General features: G+C 65.0%; 14 protein-coding genes. 5 read left to right on the top strand and 9 right to left on the bottom strand.

Annotation, left to right across the window (positions count from 1 at the left end; all coding sequences use genetic code 11):
* Positions 1 to 4 precede the first annotated feature (4 nt).
* The 4 genes from AC04SF_RS28180 (at position 5) to AC04SF_RS28165 (ending at position 6,747) form a co-directional block, all read left to right on the top strand.
* Positions 5 to 802, top strand: coding sequence for an ABC transporter ATP-binding protein (locus tag AC04SF_RS28180; protein WP_488480427.1), 798 nt, complete (start codon positions 5 to 7; stop codon positions 800 to 802).
* Between the two features lie 4 nt (positions 803 to 806).
* Positions 807 to 3,257 carry a nitrite reductase large subunit NirB gene (nirB, locus tag AC04SF_RS28175; RefSeq protein WP_488480426.1) on the top strand — a complete coding sequence of 817 codons (2,451 nt, stop codon included), beginning with the start codon at positions 807 to 809 and terminating at the stop codon, positions 3,255 to 3,257.
* Positions 3,258 to 3,468: 211 nt separating this feature from the next.
* The gene (gene nirD / locus AC04SF_RS28170) at positions 3,469 to 3,798 is read left to right on the top strand and encodes a nitrite reductase small subunit NirD (protein WP_488480425.1); all 330 of its coding nucleotides are present in this window, start codon (positions 3,469 to 3,471) and stop codon (positions 3,796 to 3,798) included.
* Positions 3,799 to 3,870: 72 nt separating this feature from the next.
* Positions 3,871 to 6,747, top strand: a complete 2,877-nt coding sequence (locus AC04SF_RS28165; RefSeq protein ID WP_488480424.1) for a nitrate reductase — start codon at positions 3,871 to 3,873, stop codon at positions 6,745 to 6,747.
* 13 nt (positions 6,748 to 6,760) lie between these two features.
* Here the strand turns inward: AC04SF_RS28165 and AC04SF_RS28160 are convergent, their stop codons facing one another.
* The 9 genes from AC04SF_RS28160 to AC04SF_RS28120 form a co-directional block, all read right to left on the bottom strand.
* Positions 6,761 to 8,155 carry a glutamine synthetase family protein gene (locus AC04SF_RS28160; protein ID WP_488480423.1) on the bottom strand — a complete coding sequence of 465 codons (1,395 nt, stop codon included), beginning with the start codon at positions 8,153 to 8,155 and terminating at the stop codon, positions 6,761 to 6,763.
* 33 nt (positions 8,156 to 8,188) lie between these two features.
* The gene (locus AC04SF_RS28155; RefSeq protein WP_488480422.1) at positions 8,189 to 9,274 is read right to left on the bottom strand and encodes a branched-chain amino acid ABC transporter permease; all 1,086 of its coding nucleotides are present in this window, start codon (positions 9,272 to 9,274) and stop codon (positions 8,189 to 8,191) included.
* 49 nt (positions 9,275 to 9,323) lie between these two features.
* Entirely contained in the window at positions 9,324 to 10,223 is a 900-nt protein-coding gene (locus AC04SF_RS28150) for a branched-chain amino acid ABC transporter permease (protein WP_488480421.1), read from the bottom strand.
* 8 nt (positions 10,224 to 10,231) lie between these two features.
* Positions 10,232 to 10,936, bottom strand: a complete 705-nt coding sequence (locus AC04SF_RS28145) for an ABC transporter ATP-binding protein (RefSeq protein WP_488480420.1) — start codon at positions 10,934 to 10,936, stop codon at positions 10,232 to 10,234.
* A gap of 46 nt (positions 10,937 to 10,982) precedes the next feature.
* Entirely contained in the window at positions 10,983 to 12,137 is a 1,155-nt protein-coding gene (locus tag AC04SF_RS28140) for an ABC transporter substrate-binding protein (protein ID WP_488480419.1), read from the bottom strand.
* 42 nt (positions 12,138 to 12,179) lie between these two features.
* Positions 12,180 to 12,905, bottom strand: coding sequence for an ABC transporter ATP-binding protein (locus AC04SF_RS28135; RefSeq protein WP_488480418.1), 726 nt, complete (start codon positions 12,903 to 12,905; stop codon positions 12,180 to 12,182).
* 158 nt (positions 12,906 to 13,063) lie between these two features.
* A complete protein-coding gene (locus AC04SF_RS28130; RefSeq protein ID WP_488480417.1) occupies positions 13,064 to 13,648 on the bottom strand; it encodes a helix-turn-helix domain-containing protein in 585 nt (194 codons plus the stop codon).
* A gap of 71 nt (positions 13,649 to 13,719) precedes the next feature.
* Entirely contained in the window at positions 13,720 to 14,523 is an 804-nt protein-coding gene (locus AC04SF_RS28125; protein WP_488480416.1) for an N-formylglutamate amidohydrolase, read from the bottom strand.
* Between the two features lie 16 nt (positions 14,524 to 14,539).
* The gene (locus tag AC04SF_RS28120; protein WP_488480415.1) at positions 14,540 to 15,949 is read right to left on the bottom strand and encodes an aldehyde dehydrogenase family protein; all 1,410 of its coding nucleotides are present in this window, start codon (positions 15,947 to 15,949) and stop codon (positions 14,540 to 14,542) included.
* Between the two features lie 154 nt (positions 15,950 to 16,103).
* Between AC04SF_RS28120 and AC04SF_RS28115 the strand changes: the two genes are divergently transcribed.
* Positions 16,104 to 16,862, top strand: a complete 759-nt coding sequence (locus AC04SF_RS28115; protein WP_488480414.1) for an SDR family NAD(P)-dependent oxidoreductase — start codon at positions 16,104 to 16,106, stop codon at positions 16,860 to 16,862.
* Positions 16,863 to 16,935: the final 73 nt, after the last annotated feature.

Genomic DNA, 16,935 nt, shown 5'->3' with positions numbered 1-16,935 from the left:
CGCCATGACCGCCTATCTGAAACTCGACCATATCGACAAATCCTTCGCTCGCGGCGGCCAGGTCAGCGAAGTGCTGAGGGATATCAGGCTGACCATCGACAAGGGCGAATTCGTCTCGATCATCGGCCATTCCGGCTGCGGCAAGTCGACCTTGCTCAACCTGATCGCCGGGCTGACCAATGTGTCCGCCGGCGCCGTGCTGCTCGAAAACAAGGAAGTCGACAGCCCCGGACCCGAACGTGCCGTGGTGTTCCAGAACCACTCGCTGCTGCCCTGGCTGACCGTCTACGAAAACATCAACCTGGCGGTGTCGAAAGTGTTCGGCCGCACCAAGAGCAAGGCCGAGCGGCATGACTGGATCATGCGCAATCTCGACCTCGTGCAGATGGCGCATGCCAGGGACAAGCGGCCGGCCGAAATCTCGGGCGGCATGAAGCAGCGCGTCGGCATTGCCCGGGCGCTGGCCATGGAGCCGAAGATCCTGCTGCTCGACGAACCTTTCGGCGCGCTCGACGCGCTGACGCGCGCGCATCTGCAGGATGCGGTGATGGACATCCATTCCAGGCTCGGCTCGACGACGATCATGATCACCCATGATGTCGACGAGGCGGTGCTCTTGTCCGACCGCATCGTCATGATGACCAACGGTCCGGCCGCGACCATCGGCGAGGTGCTGCCCGTGCCGCTGGCAAGGCCGCGCCGGCGCATCGAACTCGCCTCCGACCGCACCTTCCTACGCTGCCGCGAGGCGGTGCTGAAGTTCCTCTACGAACGCCACCGCCTCGTCGAAGCCGCGGAGTAGCATCATGAGCGAAAAACTCGTCATCATCGGCAACGGCATGGCTCCCGGGCGCATGCTCGAGCACCTGCTGGAGCAGGCGCCGGACCGCTACAGCGTCACCATCTTCAACGCCGAGCCGCGGGTCAATTACGACCGCATCATGCTGTCGCCGGTGCTGTCGGGCGAAAAGGCCTATGAGGAAATCATCATCCATGGCGACGGCTGGTACATCGCCAACAACATCACCCTCTACAAGGGCCACAAGATCGTTGCCATCGACCGACAGGCGAAGACCGTCACCTCCGATCACGGCGTCACCGAACCCTACGACAGACTGGTCATCGCCACCGGCTCGGTGCCGTTCATCATTCCGGTGCCGGGCCACAATCTGCCGGGCGTGCTGACCTATCGCGATCTGGACGACGTGCAGGCGATGATGTTGGCAGCTCAGTCCAGGGCCAAGGCGGTCGTCATCGGCGGCGGCCTGCTCGGCTTGGAAGCCGCGGCCGGCCTCAACGCGCAAGGCATGGACGTCACCGTGCTGCATGTCATGCCGACGCTGATGGAGCGGCAGCTCGATCCGGCCGCCGGCTACCTCCTGCAGCGCGCGGTCGAGCAACGCGGCATCAAGGTCATCACCAAGGCCAACACGCAGGCGATCACGGGCAACGGCAAGGTCGAGCAGGTGGAGCTCGCCGATGGCACCATCATCCCGGCGACGCTGGTGGTGATGGCGGTCGGCATCCGTCCGAACGCCGCAATCGCCAAGGAGGCCGGCATTGCTGTCAATCGCGGCATCGTCGTCGATGCCGGCATGCGCAGCAACGACCCCGACATCTACGCGCTCGGCGAATGCGCCGAGGTCAACGGCATGGTCTACGGTCTGGTGGCGCCGCTCTACGAGATGGCGCGCGTGGCCGCCAGCCAGCTTGCCGGCGACGAGGCGGCTGCCTTCGTCCATTCGGACACGCCAACCAAGCTCAAGGTCACCGGCATCGAACTGTTCTCGCTGGGCGACTTCGCCGATGGCGACGACCGCCAGGAGATCGTGCTGCGCGATGCTTCAGCCGGTGTCTACAAGCGGCTGGTGCTCAAGGACGACCGCATCATCGGCACCGTGCTCTACGGCGAGACTTCAGATGGCGCCTGGTTCAACGACCTCAAGAAGAAGCAGACCGATATTTCGGAGATGCGCGACACACTCATCTTCGGCCAGTCATACCAGGGGGGTGCCCCGCTGGACCCTATGGCGGCCGTTGCAGCCTTACCGGATGATGCGGAAATCTGCGGCTGCAACGGCGTTTGCAAGGGAAAGATCACCGGCGCGATCACGGCCAAGGGCCTGACTTCGCTCGACGATGTCAGGGCGCACACCAAGGCGTCGGCCTCCTGCGGCTCCTGCACCGGGCTGGTCGAGAAGCTGATGGTGCTGACCCTCGGCGACACCTACAACCCGGCCGCCGTGCAGCCCATGTGCTCCTGCACCACGCTAGGCCATGACGAGGTGCGCCGGCTGATCAAGGCCAAGCACCTGAAGACCATCCCCGCCGTCATGCAGGAACTGGAATGGAAGACCTCTTGCGGCTGCGCCAAATGTCGACCGGCGCTCAACTACTACCTCGTCTGCGACTGGCCGAACGACTACGCCGACGACTACCAGTCGCGCTTCATCAATGAGCGGGTTCATGCCAATATCCAGAAGGACGGCACCTATTCGGTGGTGCCGCGCATGTGGGGCGGTGTCACCAATGCCGCCGAACTGCGCGCCATCGCCGACGTCGTCGACAAGTTCGAGATCCCGATGGTCAAGGTCACCGGCGGCCAGCGCATCGATATGCTCGGCATCCGCAAGGAGGACCTGCCGGCGGTATGGGCCGATCTCGGTCAGGCCGGCTTCGTCTCCGGCCATGCCTACGCCAAGGGCCTGCGCACGGTGAAGACCTGTGTCGGCTCCGACTGGTGCCGCTTCGGCACACAGGATTCGACGGGGCTCGGCATCCGCATCGAGAAATTCATGTGGGGTTCGTGGACGCCGGCCAAGGTCAAGATGGCGGTGTCGGGCTGCCCGAGGAACTGCGCCGAGGCGACCTGCAAGGATGTCGGCGTCATCTGCGTCGACAGCGGTTACGAGATCCATTTCGCCGGCGCCGCCGGCCTCGACATCAAGGGCACCGAAGTACTCGGCCTTGTGAAGACCGAGGACGAAGCGCTGGAACATATCGTGGCGTTGACGCAGATGTACCGCGAGCAGGGTCGCTATCTCGAACGTATCTACAAATGGGCCAAGCGCATCGGCATCGCCGAGATCAAGCGCCAGATCATGGATGATGGCGAGAAGCGCAAGGCCTACTACGACCGCTTCGTATTCAGTCAGAAATTTGCCCAGGTCGACCCATGGTCGGAGCGCGTCTCCGGCAAGGACAAGCACGAATTCCGACCGATGGCCTCGGTCGGGTTTGCCGAGGCGGCGGAGTGATGGAGAGGTCAGCGCGAGGCACCCCCCTCTGGCCTGCCGGCCATCTCCCCCTCAAGGGGGGAGATCGGATGTTGTTTCGGCTTTCGCCAATCTCCAACGTCACAGGAAGGTCGCCGTCATTGATGCTGCCAATCTCCCCCCTTGAGGGGGAGATGTCCGGCAGGACAGAGGGGGGTGCCTTGGCGCAATCCTATCAAGCAAAGGCACGTCAATGACCTGGATCGCCATCGGCACCATCTCCGACATCCCCCGCCGTGGCGCGCGCTGTGTTGCCACGCCCGAGGGAAAAATCGCCGTCTTCCGCACTCAGGACGATCAGGTCTACGCCATCGACGACCATTGCCCGCACAAGGGTGGACCACTGAGCCAGGGCATCGTCCACGGCACGGCGGTGACCTGTCCCTTGCACAATTGGGTGATCTCGCTGGAGACAGGCAAGGCGCTCGGCGCCGACGAGGGCGTGGTGCGTACCATCCCGGTCAAGGTCGAGGGCGAGCGCCTGTTCGTGGCGCTCGAAGCGCTGGCCAGCCGCGCCGCCTGAACATGGAGATCGATGCAGCACGCGAGGTGAGGACCACCTGCCCCTATTGCGGGGTGGGCTGTGGACGGACAGGTGTCCGTCCGCGGCGACCCTGATCATCCCGCGAATTTCGGCCGCCTCTGCTCCAAGGGCTCGGCACTGGCCGAGACCATCGATCTCGACGACAGGCTGCTTTATCCGGAGATCCACGGCCGCCGGACAGGCTGGAACGAGGCGCTCGACCACGTCGCCTCGACCTTTTCGCAAACCATCGCCGAGCACGGGCCGGATGCGGTCGCCTTCTATGTCTCGGGCCAGTTGCTGACCGAGGATTACTACCTCGCCAACAAGCTGATGAAGGGTTTTGTCGGCTCGGCTAACATCGACACCAATTCGCGCCTGTGCATGGCCTCGTCCGTCGCCGGCCACCGCCGCGCCTTCGGCTCCGACACGGTGCCGGGAACCTACGAGGATCTGGAACGCGCCGACCTCATCGTGCTGGTCGGTACCAACCTCGCCTGGTGCCATCCCGTGCTCTACCAGCGCATCGCCGCCGCCCGGGAAAAGCGGCCGGAGATGAAGATCGTGCTGATCGACCCGCGCCGCACCATGACCGCTGACATCGCTGACATGCATCTGGCGATCGCGCCGGACGGCGACGTCGCTCTGTTCACCGGCCTGCTCGCCTGGCTCGGCCAGCACAGCGCGCTCGACCGCGCCTATATCACGGCGCACACGACCGGCTTCGGGCAAGCGCTTTTCGCCGCTTCCACGCTTGATCCTGCCGGTGTTGCCGCTGCCACCGGCCTCAGCGAAGACGAACTTACCCGCTTCTACAGCCTGTTCGCCGCCACCGCGAAGACGGTGACCGTCTACAGCCAGGGCGTAAATCAGTCATCGTCCGGCACCGACAAGGTCAACGCCATCATCAACTGCCATCTCGCCACCGGCCGGATCGGCAAACCGGGAGCCGGCCCGTTCTCGGTGACCGGCCAGCCCAACGCCATGGGTGGCCGTGAGGTCGGCGGCATGGCCAACATGCTCGCCGCCCATATGGAGATCGAGAACGCCGAGCACCGTGACCGCGTGCAGCGCTTCTGGAACGCGCCTGATATGCCGCAGAAACCCGGCCTGAAGGCCGTCGAAATGTTTCAGGGCGTGGCCGACGGGCGCATCAAGGCGCTGTGGATCATGGCCACCAACCCGGTCGACTCGATGCCCGACGCCGATGCCGTCGAAGCGGCGATCAAGGCTTGCCCGTTCGTCGTGGTGTCGGACGTTCTGGCCAGCACAGACACCGTGCGTCACGCCCATGTCCGGCTGCCCGCCACTGCCTGGGGCGAGAAGGACGGCACCGTCACCAACTCTGAGCGCCGTATCTCGCGCCAGCGCTCATTTTTGGCGGCGCCCGGCGAAGCGCGGCCCGACTGGTGGATCATCGCCGAAGTGGCGCGGCGGATGGGGTTTGGCGAGGAGTTTGCGCACGATACGCCGGCGGAGATTTTTGGCGAGCACGCCGCGCTGTCCGGTTTCGAGAATGATGGCGTGCGAGATTTCGATATCGGGGCGTATGCTGAGATCGATGCGGAGGACTACGAACGGTTAGCGCCGTTCCAATGGCCAGCGTCGGCCCGAGGCACCCCCCTCTGGCCTGCCGGCCATCTCCCCCTCGAGGGGGGAGATCAGCCCTCATTGCTGCCTTCGCCAATCGTCAACGTTGCAGAAGGGGCAGCGGGCTCGAAACTGCCAATCTCCCCCCTTGAGGGGGGTGAGGAGTGGTCCGCGCAGCGGACGGAAAGCCAATTGCTTGGCTTTCCGAACGACGAACGCCCGGAGCGACAGCGAAGGGCCGGCGCGAGCAGGACAGAGGGGGGCGCTCAAGCTCGACGCCCACTGGAGAGGGTCGTTCAAACTGAGCCTCCACCGGAGGCAGTCGCCTCGACCGAACGCCAACCCACCCGCTTCTTCGCCAACGGCAATTTCTACACGCTCGACCGCAAAGCTCGCTTCATCGCCATCCGTCCCACCGCCGAAATCCGCACCACCCCTGATTTCCCGCTCATCCTCAACACCGGCCGGATCCGCGACCACTGGCACACCATGACGCGCACCGGCAAAAGCCCGCGTCTGTCCCAGCACATCGCCGAACCCTTCGTCGAAATCCACCCCGTGGACGCGCAGCATCACGGCATCGGCGACGCCGACATCGTGCGCATATCCAGCCCGCGCGGCGACCTGCTGGTCCGCGCCCTGCTCACGTCCCGCCAGCGCCAGGGCAGCGTCTTCGCGCCGATGCACTGGACCGATCAGTTCGCGGCAAAGGGCCGGCTCGACGCGCTCACCGCGCCGCTCGTCGACCCCGTTTCAGGCCAGCCGGCGCTGAAACATGTCGCGGCCCGCATCGAGAAATTTGCCGCAAAGGCCTTTGCTTTCGCCGTGATGCGCCGGAAGCCGGAGCGGGTGGACGCAAGGTACTGGGCGGTTGCCAAATGCCGGGGCGGATGGCGGGTCGAGCTTGCCTTTGCCGACGACGCCGACTGGACGGCGTTCGCCGGCTCGCTCTTCGATGCGCCCTTGGCCGAAATGCTCGCCTATCACGACCACGACGCCGGCCAGCACCGCATCGCCGCCTTCGATGGCGACCAGCTCGCAGGCGCGCTGTTCGTCGCGCCCGGCCCGGTCGCGGTGTCGCGTGGCTGGGCGGCTGAACAGCTTGAAGAAGTCCACGCCAGCCAGCGCGAACGCTTTCGGATCGTCGCCGGCCGCGCCGGTGCCGATCGGCCTGATGCCGGCGCCACCGTCTGCTCCTGTTTCAACGTCGGAGCCAACCAGATCGTCGCTGCGGTGGCGGCCGGCTGCACCACCGTCGAGGCCATCGGCAGTGCCCTGAAGGCCGGCACCAATTGCGGCTCCTGCCGGTCCGAAATCCGCGCCCTCATCCAGGCGAACCGCGTTCAGGCGGCTGAATGAGCAGCGCTCCGCGTCAGTTGACGAAATAGCGCTGCCATTCGAAGTCGGTGATGTGCGAAGCCTGCCAGACATCGAACGCCGCCTGCTCGGCCCGCCGGCTCTCTGCGTAATTGTCGCGGAAAGCCTCGCCAAAGGCTTCGGCGCAGAAATCGGACGCCGCGAACGCCTCGATTGAGGCATTGAGCGTACGCGGCAGTTTCGGCTTGTCGAGAGTGGCAAGGTTCGATGTCACCGGCGCCTCCAGCTGCAGGTCCTTTTCGATGCCTTCGCAACCCGCCGCCAGGATCGCCGCGATCGACAGATAGGGATTGATGTCGGCGCCCGGCGCGCGATGCTCCAGCCGGCAGGCGCCGTCATTGGGCGTGGTGATGACACGGATCGGTGCGGTGCGGTTCTCGAACCCCCAGGCGACATCTTCCGGCGACCAGGCGCCGCGGTCGAAACGGCGGTAGGAATTGACCGTCGGCCGGAACAGCAGATGCGTTTCCTGCATGCGGTTGAGCACGCCGGCAAGGAACTTTTCGGCGACCGGCGTCAGCCTGTTCGGTCCGGCGGCGAAGGCCGGCTTGCCGTCGCGCCACAGGCTGACATGGTGATGCGCGCCGCAGGCGCTTTCCTTGCCCGGCGGCTGGAAGCGCGTCATGAAAGTGGCGACCAGGCCACGCTCGGCGCAGAGCTCTCGCAAATGCAGCTTGGCGCGCATGGCGTCATCGGCCGCCTGCAGCGCCGACTTCGGCGTCAGCGCGTATTCGTACATGCCAAAACCGTATTCGGTGACCAGTGAGGCCACCCCAATACCGATGCTCTTCATGCGGGTGATGAATTCGGCGGCGAAATCCTGGTATTCGCCGCTGCGCACCAGATCATAGTTGATCAGCGAATGGCCCCAGGGTTTCAACTCGCGGTAGCGCCCGGCGCGCATCAGATCGTGGTCGGCATGGAAGATGCCGAATTCATATTCCAACGCGAACATCGGCTCGTAGCCGAGCGCCCTAGCGCGCTCCTCGACGCGTGCCAGCACGCCGCGCGGATCGAACGGGCAGACGGCGCCGTCGAGCATGTAGGAGCGCGTGATGCCGGAGGCGAATTTCGGCTTCCAGCCATGCCGCACCACGGTCGCCGGATCGATGATGCCCTTGATGTTGGGAAAGCCGTTCTCCTCATTGGCGCTCGGCGAAGCAAACGCGACATCGCCCATCGGCTGGCCGTCGCCATGGGTGACGCAATAGAGGATGGCGTTGATCGATTCGCCATAGGTCGACAGTTTCAGCGGCGCGATCTTCGAGCGGAATGCGCCCGACGTGTCGACCGTATGGACCTCGATGAACTCGACCCCGTCCGCCGCGAGTTTCTTCTGCAGCGCCTCGAGCTGGGGCGCGTAGGCCGCAGCCTTGTCCTCAAATTCCACTTTCAGTCCTCCACCAAGAAATGCCGGGCGCCGCTATTTCGCGTTGCGCCGCAAAAATCGCGACAACAGTTCGTCGAGCTCGTAGCGGCCGCTGATGCCGCTTGGCCGGAACGCCATGCACAGCACAATGACGACGCCCAGCGCCACGCCGGACAGGCCGAGCAATTGCGGCAACTGGATGCTGCCGATCGTCACCCCGGATTCGATGCTGCGGATGAATTCGAGCCCGATCGAAAGCATGATCACGCCGGTCACCGCGCCCGTCACCGTCGCCATGCCGCCCAGGATCAGCATCGCCAGCGTGTTGAAGATCATTTGGAAATAGAACAGTTTCGGGCTGATCGTGCCGGCGAAATAGGCATAGAGCACACCGGCGAGACCGCAGATCAGCGCCGACAGCACCCAGGACATCAGCCGCAGCTTTTTCGCGTCGATTCCGAGTGCTGCCGCCGCTTGCGGGCTCTGCGCGCTGGCCCTCAATTGCAGGCCCCAGCGGCTGTCCTTGAACAGCCGCGCCAGCACGATCACCACCACCGAAAACACCAGCATCCAGGGCAGACCGACCACCTTCGGAATGCCGAAGAAGGCCTGGTTGCCCTTGAACAGATCGGTCCAGTTGAGGAACACCGAATGGACGATGATCAACAGCGCCAGGCTGACGATGGTCGCGGCGACGCCTGACAGCCGGCTGATCACCTTGCCGCTGACGGCGGCGATGATGCCGACCACGATGAGCGCGATGAGCGCCGACGACACCGGATCCAGCTGCAGCGTGGCGAAGCCGAACGGCGCATTGGGGATCGACAGCTTCTTCATCGCCAGCGGTGTCGACAGGATGGCGACGCCATAGGCGCCGAGACCGACAAAGGCGCTGTGGCCGAGATTGGCGATGTTGGAGTTGCCCATGAACACCTGCAGGCCGACGACGACGATCAGGTTCACGAAGGCGCCGAGCGCCAGATAGGTGTAGTAGGTCGGCGCGAAATTCAGGATCGCCAGCCCGATCGCCAGCACCGGCAGCGACGTCACCAGCCCGCCGATCAGCGAGCGCGTCAGGGCGCTGCTCGGCCGCACCGCAGCGGCGACGGCAGGTGCGGTGTTTTCCACGGCTTGCGACACCCTAGATCTCCCCCACTTCAAATCTCCCCCACTTCAAATCTCCCCCACTTCAAATCTCCTTGTCGCCAAGCTCGACCCGCTGGCCGAGCAGGCCTTCCGGCCGGTAGACCAGCAGCGCGACGATGATCACGTAGGTGAGCGCATCCTTGAAGCCCCCATATTCCTGCGGCAAGGCGACCAGCAGGCCGACCTCGATGAAGCCGAGCAGCATGCCGCCGGCCGCAGCCCCCGCCAGCGAGCCGAAGCCGCCGATGACGCAGGCGACGAAGGCCTTCAGCACCAGGCCGAAACCGAGATCGGGCGAGACGCTGCCGCGCCGCGCGATGATGAAGACGGCGGCGATGCCGGCGAGCGCACCCGAGATGGCGAAGGCAGTGGCGATCACCCGGTTCGCCCTGATGCCCATCAGCCGCACCGTGGCGAAATCACGCGACGCCGCGCGGATGGCGAGACCCAGCGTCGAGCGGTTGAGGAAGAGCACGAGCGCAAGAATGGTCAGGCCGGAGACGATGAGTTCCATCACCTGCAGCGACGACACCGCGAACGGGCCGAAGAACCACATCTGGTTCAGCCCGTTTAGGATCGAGACCGATTGCGGCTTGGGCGAGATCAACAACATGAACAGGTTCTGCACGACGATCGAGACGCCGAAGGCGGTGAGCAGCCCGGTCGTCGTCGGCGCGTAGCGCACCGGCCGGAACGCCACCCGCTCGAAGGCGACGGCCGCCAAAGCGGCGGCAGCGACCGCAAGCAGCACCGCCACGAATGGCGAGGTCAGCCCAAGAGCCGCCGCCAGGAACACGCTGTAGGCCGAGACGCCGATGATCTCGCCATGCGCGAAATTGACCAGGCCCATGATGGAGAACACCACCGCCAGGCCGAGCGCGACCAGCGAATATTCCGCGCCGAAGGCGAGCGCGTTGAGAAGCTGCTGCAAGGCATAGTCCATGTCGCCGCCTACCCGCCAATATAGAGGTTGAAGAGGCCGTGTTCGTCGGCCAGCTCGGCAGGCGGGCCCTCATAGCGCAGCGTGCCGGCGCTGACGACATAGACGCGGTCGGCGAAACGCAGCGCCTGCTTGGCGTTCTGCTCGACCACCAGCAGCGTCAGCCCTTCGCGCTTGAGCTCGCCGATGAAATCGAAGATCTGCACGACGATCTTTGGCGCAAGCCCGAGCGACGGCTCGTCGAGCAGCAAGAGCTTCGGCCGCGACATCAGCGACCTTGCGATGGCAAGCATCTGCTGCTCGCCGCCGGACAGCGTGCCGGCCGCTTGCCCGTAGCGTTCGGACAGCACCGGAAACAGCGCCAGGAAGCGCTCTATATCCCCACGCACGCCCTTTGGGTCGCGCCGTGTCGCGGCACCGAGCCGCAGGTTCTCGCCGACCGTCAGATTGGCGAAGATGTGCCGGCCCTCCGGCGTCGAGGTCAGCCCGGCGCGGATCCGGTCCTCGGTGCGGACACGCGAAATGTCCTGGCCGTCGAGAACGATGCGGCCGGAGGCCGGCGTGACCAGGCCGGTCAGCGCATTGATGGTCGAACTCTTGCCGGCACCATTGGGTCCGAGCAGGGCGACGAGTTCGCCCCGCCCGACCTTCATGCTGAGGTCGCGCACCGCGCTCACCGCGCCGTAGCGGACGACCAGATTGTCGACTGTCAACACGGCGGGGTCTGCCAGGCTCGATCCATCATCATTTGACCTGCCTGCCTCAGTTCAGCGCCGGAACGAAGGTCGGCTGCGTGTCGGTGATCAGCACCCGCTTGCCGTTGGAGAAGCCCATCACCGGCACGGCTTTAACGGGATAGCCCTTCTTCTCGGCGAAGGAGATGACCGGCGCGGTGGTGCCGGGATAGCCGCCCGGCGCGCGGATCGCCTCGCGCAAGGCGGCAGGTTCGACGGTGCCGGATTTCTTGGCCGCCTCGAAACTGATCTGCACCATGTCGGCGCCGAGCGCGTCGAAGATGCCGTTGATCTTGTAGCCGTCGGCCTTGCACTGGGCGAGGAACTTGTCGATCGGGCTGTCGATGCCGGTCGCGCCATGGGTGGCGAACATCACCTTCTCCAGCGAGGCCGGATCACCGACAGTACCCTCCAGCGACTTGTCGTCGAAGGCATCGCAGCCGGCGACCCAGCCATCATAGCCATTGGCGCGCAGCTGGCGGATGAAGATGCCGACGTCGGGCAGCACACCGCAAATATGGATGGCATCCGGCTTCTGCGGCAGCGCCTTGATGCTGGCGATCTGCGGCGACCAGTCCGTGGTGCCCCAGGAATAGTTGAACTTGCCGACCACCTTGCCGCCGAGATGCTCGAACACCTCGCCGAACCATTCCGGCAGTTTTTCCGAATAGGAGCCGGCATCGGGCGAGACCATCAGCGCCACGCTGCGCGCGCCTTTGCCGTAAAGCGCATTGGCGGTGGCCGCCGCATTGATCGGATCCGGCACCGCGCCGGCGATGAAATTGTCGAGCCCGGCCTGCTGCATTTCGAGCTGCGTGTTCGGCGCCGAAAACACGGTGGCGCCATAGGGTGCCGCGATCTGCGCGGTCGGGATCAGCGCATCGGGAAACGGCACGCCGGTGATGATCTGCGCGCCGGCGTCGAGGAATTTCTGGCCGAGCGACACCGAGAGCTGCGGATCGGACCTGTTGTCCTCGATCATCAGCTCAACCTTGGGATCGCCAGCGGCCGCCACCTTGTTCAGCTTGTCGGCCATGCAGCGCGCGCCTTCGGCTTCGCTGTAGGGCGCATAGGTTCCGGTCATCGCCACGGCGAGCCCGATCTTCAAATCGGCGGCACCGGCATGTGCCACCTGCAAAAGCCCGGCCGCGACGACCGCGGCCCCCAAAATCATCTTTTCCATCGAACCCCTCCTTCTCCCTTGTTGTTCTCGTTCAGGGCGCCGTCACGATGTGGCGGACTGCCCGACATAAACCTCGATGACGCGCGGATCGCGCCACACCTCCTCGGTCTGTCCGGAGGCGATCACCTGGCCCTGGTCCATGACACAGAGTCGGTCGCACAGCCGGTTGATGAAGCGCAGGTCGTGGTCGATGACGATGGTGGCGCAGCCGACATCGCGGCGGATGCCTTCGATCGCCACAGCCAATGTCTCGGACTCGCCCTCGTTGAGGCCCGCCGCCGGCTCGTCGAGCAAAAGCAGCGATGGCCCCAACGCCAGCGCGCGGGCGATTTCAAGCCGGCGTTGGCTGCCATAGGAGAGCGTGCCCGCCGGAACGTCGGCGAAACCATCAAGCTGATACTGGGCGAGCAGCTGCTCGATGCCGATGCGCGCCGCCGCATCGGGCCGAACCGCCCGGCAAGTGATATGCGCGACCTCGACATTCTGGCGGACGGTCAAATCCTTGAACAGTCGGATGGTCTGGAAGGTGCGGGCGACCCCCGCCCGGGCGCAGTGCTCGGGACCATGGCCGGTGATCTCCTGGCCTGCCAGCCGGACGCTGCCGGTGTCGGGTTTGAGCACGCCGGAGATGGCATTGACCAGAGTGGACTTGCCGGCACCGTTGGGGCCTATCAGGCCGAGGATTTCGCCGGCCTCGCAGGACAGCGAAGCGTTGCGCAATGCCTGCACGCCGCCAAAGGTCTTGCTGACTGCCTCAACCGACAGCATCGGTCACATCTCCCATCCCGGCCGATGGCTATTTCTCCTGTCGGCCGGTCAATTGGATGCTAGACCTCCGACTTTTCCATAACAAGTATTTTTTTCCATTTTAGAAAATATTCTTGAAGCGTCGGGATTTCAGAGCCGGATTCCGGCCAAGGCTTGGGTCACGATCCCGCGCCGGCCGGCAGCCCGTCGCGCGGCACGGTGTTGGACATCAGCATCACCACAGGCTCGTCGCCGAGCGCAATATAGGCGTGCTGCATTTCGCCGTCGAACAGGATGCTGTCGCCCGGCTGCAGCACCGTCGGGTCATAGTGGATCGTGTGCAGTTCCAGGCTGCCGCTGAGCACATGAATGAACTCTTCGCCCGAATGGCTGCGCCAGCCGCCATTCTCCTCAAAACTTCGCGCCCGCAGCGTCACGCGCCAGAAAATGTTGGTCTTGTCGCGGAAATCGCTGCACAGGACCTCGAATTCCATGGCGTTGCCCTGATGCAGGATGCCGCTGCCGGCGCGCGTGATCGAGCGGCGCGCCTGCAGGCCGGGCTTCGGGCTGAACAGGAAGGACGCCACCGGCACGTGCAGCACGCCGGCGATCATCAGCGCGACATCGACCGTCAGCCGGGCCTTGCCGTTCTCGAGTTTCGACAGCTGTGACACCGAAAGGCCGGAGCGTTCGCTGAGATCGCGCAGCGTGATGTTCTGCTCCTTGCGCGCGTCGCGGATCTTGCTGCCCACATTGCCTTGCATCGCCCACGCCCTTGGCTGCCGTGTTTCCAATTCGACAAGCTCTAGCGGCGCCGCCTTGGGGCGTCCAGCTTTTAGACGGCTACGGCTGGTTTCGGCCATAGCGACATCGCGACGGTGGCAAAGACGGTCTCGAGCGTGCGGCTGACGCGCTCGAATGTTTCCGGATCGGAAAGCAGTTCGTTGCGCACTTCGAGATAGAGGCAAGGCCGGCCCTGCTCCAGCCCATGCCGGTTCAGCGTGTAGCCGATCGCCTGGCGCCAATCGTAGGGTTCATTGTCGCCGATCTTCAACCCAGCCTCGGCGCCCTGCGCGCCAAGCGTCTTCAGCACCGAGGTGACGAACGGAGACGGCTCCCGCCATAACACGCCGATGTCGACATTGCGCCTGACGCCAGCCATCACCGGGGTGAAGGAATGCACCGAGACCAGCGCCTGCCGGCCAGCGGCGGCCTCAATGATTGCCTGTTCGACCGGCGCCCAGGCGATGCGTTTGCGCAGCCTGACATCGGTCGCATCCGGCGCGAAATTGCCGGGCACTGGAATGCCGCCGAGGTCAGGGCGCATGAAATCCCACTCGCCGGCCGGCCTGTTGTAGTCGAGGAACAGTCGCGAATAATGCGCGACCACCGCTGGTGCCCGCAGTGTCCGCGACAGCCGGCGCGTCAAGGCATCGATGCCGATGTCGACGGCGAAATGCGTGCCGAGATAGGGTTCTGCCAAACCAAGATCGTGCCAGGGCGCCGGCACGACATTGCCGGCGTGCTCGGCGATCAGCAGATAGGGGCTGGCGGCGTCGATGTGCAGCCGCTCGACACTGGCGGCGGCCAGCGCGGCGATGGCTGCATCGTCAAGCCCTGCAAGGCTCGCAGCGTTCATCGCGCCAGGCTCCGGATCAACCGATAACGGAGCGGACATGGTAGGCCTTCGCCGCTGTCGCCTCCGCCAGCCCGGCGCGGCCATTGGTGCGGCCGAGGCCGGAATTTTTGATGCCGCCCCAGGGCAGATGCAGGTCGGCATGGTCGCAACGGTTGAGATAGACCGTGCCGGCCTCGACCTCGTCGAGCAGCGTCACGCCGCGCTCTATATCCTGCGTCCAGATTGACGCGCTCAGCCCGAAATCGCTGTCGTTCATCAGCCGGATCGCCTCGTCGTCGCTACCGACCGATTGGACACAGGCCACCGGCCCGAACAACTCGTCGCGCATGATCTGCATGCCGTGGTCGACCCCGACCAGCACCTCCGGCGCGACATAGGCGGCGCCGAGACCGGAGGCCTTGAGCGCACCCTCCTGCGGCATCAGACGCCGCGCCCCTGCCCGCACCGCGCTGTCGGTTAGGCCACGAATGGTGTCGGCGGCACTTGCCCGCACCACCGGGCCGACCATCGGCTTCTCGTCAAAGGGATGACCGACGGTCCATTTCGCGGTCTCCGCGACCAGCGCTTCGACGAAGCGGTCATGGATCGCCTTGTCGACATAGATTCGCTCGACCGAGCAGCAGGACTGGCCGGCATTGGAATAGCTGCCCTCGGCGATCTGCGGGATCGTCGCCTCGAGATCGGCATCGGCCCTGATATAGGTCGGATCCTTGCCGCCGAGTTCGAGATGCACCTGCGTGAACGTCCCGGCGGCAGCGGCATGGACGCGTCTTCCGCCATTGACCGAGCCAATGAAATTCACCGCTTTGAAGGCGCCCGACCCAATCAGCTTCCCGGCATCGGCATGGTCGAGATGCAGGCTCTGGAACACGCCTTCCGGGCCACCGGCAGCGCGAAAGGCTTCCTCGGCCACTTCGGCGATCAGCGGTGTCTGCGGCGAATGTTTGAAGATCACGACATTGCCGGCGGCGAGCGGTGCGGTGACGAGATAGCCGAGCATGGCGGTCGGGTAGTTCCAGGCGCAGATCGACAGATGCAGGCCGCCGGCGGTCGGCCGCGCATAGCGGCGGATGTTTTCGTCCGAAGGGTACGGCACGTCGGCCAGCGTCTCCGGCGCGACGTCGGCAAGCAGTTGTCCGACCAGCGCCAGACGCGGCGTCTCGTCGGCCTGCCACAGCGGCCGGCCGATCTGCCACGCCACCATTTCGGCCAGCGGCGCTGCCCGCGCTTTCATCTCCTCGCCGAAGCGCAGCAGGATCACCAGCCGCTCGGCCAGTGGCGTGCGCCGCCACGACGGCAGCGCGGCACGTGCCCGGCTCAGCGCGGTCTCGATGGCTGCCCCGTCCGCATAGGCGCGCGTCGTGTAGGTCGAGTCGTCGACGGGAGAAGTCACGGAAAAGGTCCGCGCGCCGGAATGCAGGTTCATGGTCGTGAAATCCATCCGAGATGAGAGGTCATTCAGCGCACGATATCGCGATTTTCCATTTTGGCAAATTTTTTCTAATACCGCTTGATGGAACTTTTATCCGCCCCTATTGTCCCGACATCGCGCATTGGCGGCAGCACATCAGGGGGTTGAGATGATCGTCTATGATTTCACTGGCAGACATGCGGTCGTCGCCGGCGCCGGCGGCGGCATGGGCGAGGCGATCACGCTGGCCCTGCTCGATGCCGGCGCCTCCGTCACCGCCATCGACGTCAAGGCCCGCCCGGCATCGCTGGCCGCCTATGACGACAGGCTCACCTTTGCCCAAGGCGACCTCACCGACGCCGCCTTCGTCGAGCAGGTCGTCGGCACGGCGGGCCGTGAACGCGGCGGTATCGACTATCTCGCCAATGTCGCCGGCGTGCTGTGGTTCGGCCGCGACAAGTCGGCGCTCGAGATGGACCTCGACGTCTGGGACGAGGTCTTCAGGATCAACCTGAAATCCTTCGTCCACACCGCACGCTCGGTCGTTCCGCATATGCGCGCCGGCGGGCGCGGCGGCGCCATGGTGCATTTCTCCACCATCCAGTGGTATCGTGGCGACCCGAAACCGCAAGACGCCTACCAGGCTTCGAAGGCAGGCGTCTGCGCGCTCTCCAAATCGCTGGCAATGCAGCTTGCCGGCGAGCGCATCCGCTCCAACGCCATCTGCCCCGGCATGGCGCTGACCCCGCTGCAAGCGCGCTGGGACACCGAGGAGAAGCGCTCGGCCGTGGCCGAGTACACACCACTCGGACGCATCGGCACGCCGCAGGACATGGCCAACGCCGCCCTGTTCCTGCTCTCCGACGCCGCGAGCTACATCACCGGCATCGAGCTTGCCGTCGACGGCGGCCTGTTGATGCGCATGTAGCAATGCTAGGTCGCAGCTGGCCAACCCGGCAGCAATTCGGGGCGATTGAGCGGCCGGCAGGGGCAGGCCAAAC

The organism is Mesorhizobium sp. CNPSo 4671 (genome assembly GCF_057784245.1).
Note: the sequence above shows the minus strand (reverse complement) of the source record. Positions and strands in the feature narration are given on the sequence as shown.

Bases quoted from the DNA above. Each gene is read 5' to 3' on its own strand.
- AC04SF_RS28115 (WP_488480414.1), top strand. From the start codon at position 16,104: ATGATCGTCTATGATTTCACTGGCAGACATGCGGTCGTCGCCGGCGCC.
- nirB (WP_488480426.1), top strand. From the start codon at position 807: ATGAGCGAAAAACTCGTCATCATCGGCAACGGCATGGCTCCCGGGCGC.
- AC04SF_RS28150 (WP_488480421.1), bottom strand. From the start codon at position 10,223: ATGGACTATGCCTTGCAGCAGCTTCTCAACGCGCTCGCCTTCGGCGCG.
- AC04SF_RS28135 (WP_488480418.1), bottom strand. From the start codon at position 12,905: ATGCTGTCGGTTGAGGCAGTCAGCAAGACCTTTGGCGGCGTGCAGGCA.
- AC04SF_RS28180 (WP_488480427.1), top strand. From the start codon at position 5: ATGACCGCCTATCTGAAACTCGACCATATCGACAAATCCTTCGCTCGC.
- AC04SF_RS28125 (WP_488480416.1), bottom strand. From the start codon at position 14,523: ATGAACGCTGCGAGCCTTGCAGGGCTTGACGATGCAGCCATCGCCGCG.
- nirD (WP_488480425.1), top strand. From the start codon at position 3,469: ATGACCTGGATCGCCATCGGCACCATCTCCGACATCCCCCGCCGTGGC.
- AC04SF_RS28140 (WP_488480419.1), bottom strand. From the start codon at position 12,137: ATGGAAAAGATGATTTTGGGGGCCGCGGTCGTCGCGGCCGGGCTTTTG.
- AC04SF_RS28130 (WP_488480417.1), bottom strand. From the start codon at position 13,648: ATGCAAGGCAATGTGGGCAGCAAGATCCGCGACGCGCGCAAGGAGCAG.
- AC04SF_RS28120 (WP_488480415.1), bottom strand. From the start codon at position 15,949: ATGAACCTGCATTCCGGCGCGCGGACCTTTTCCGTGACTTCTCCCGTC.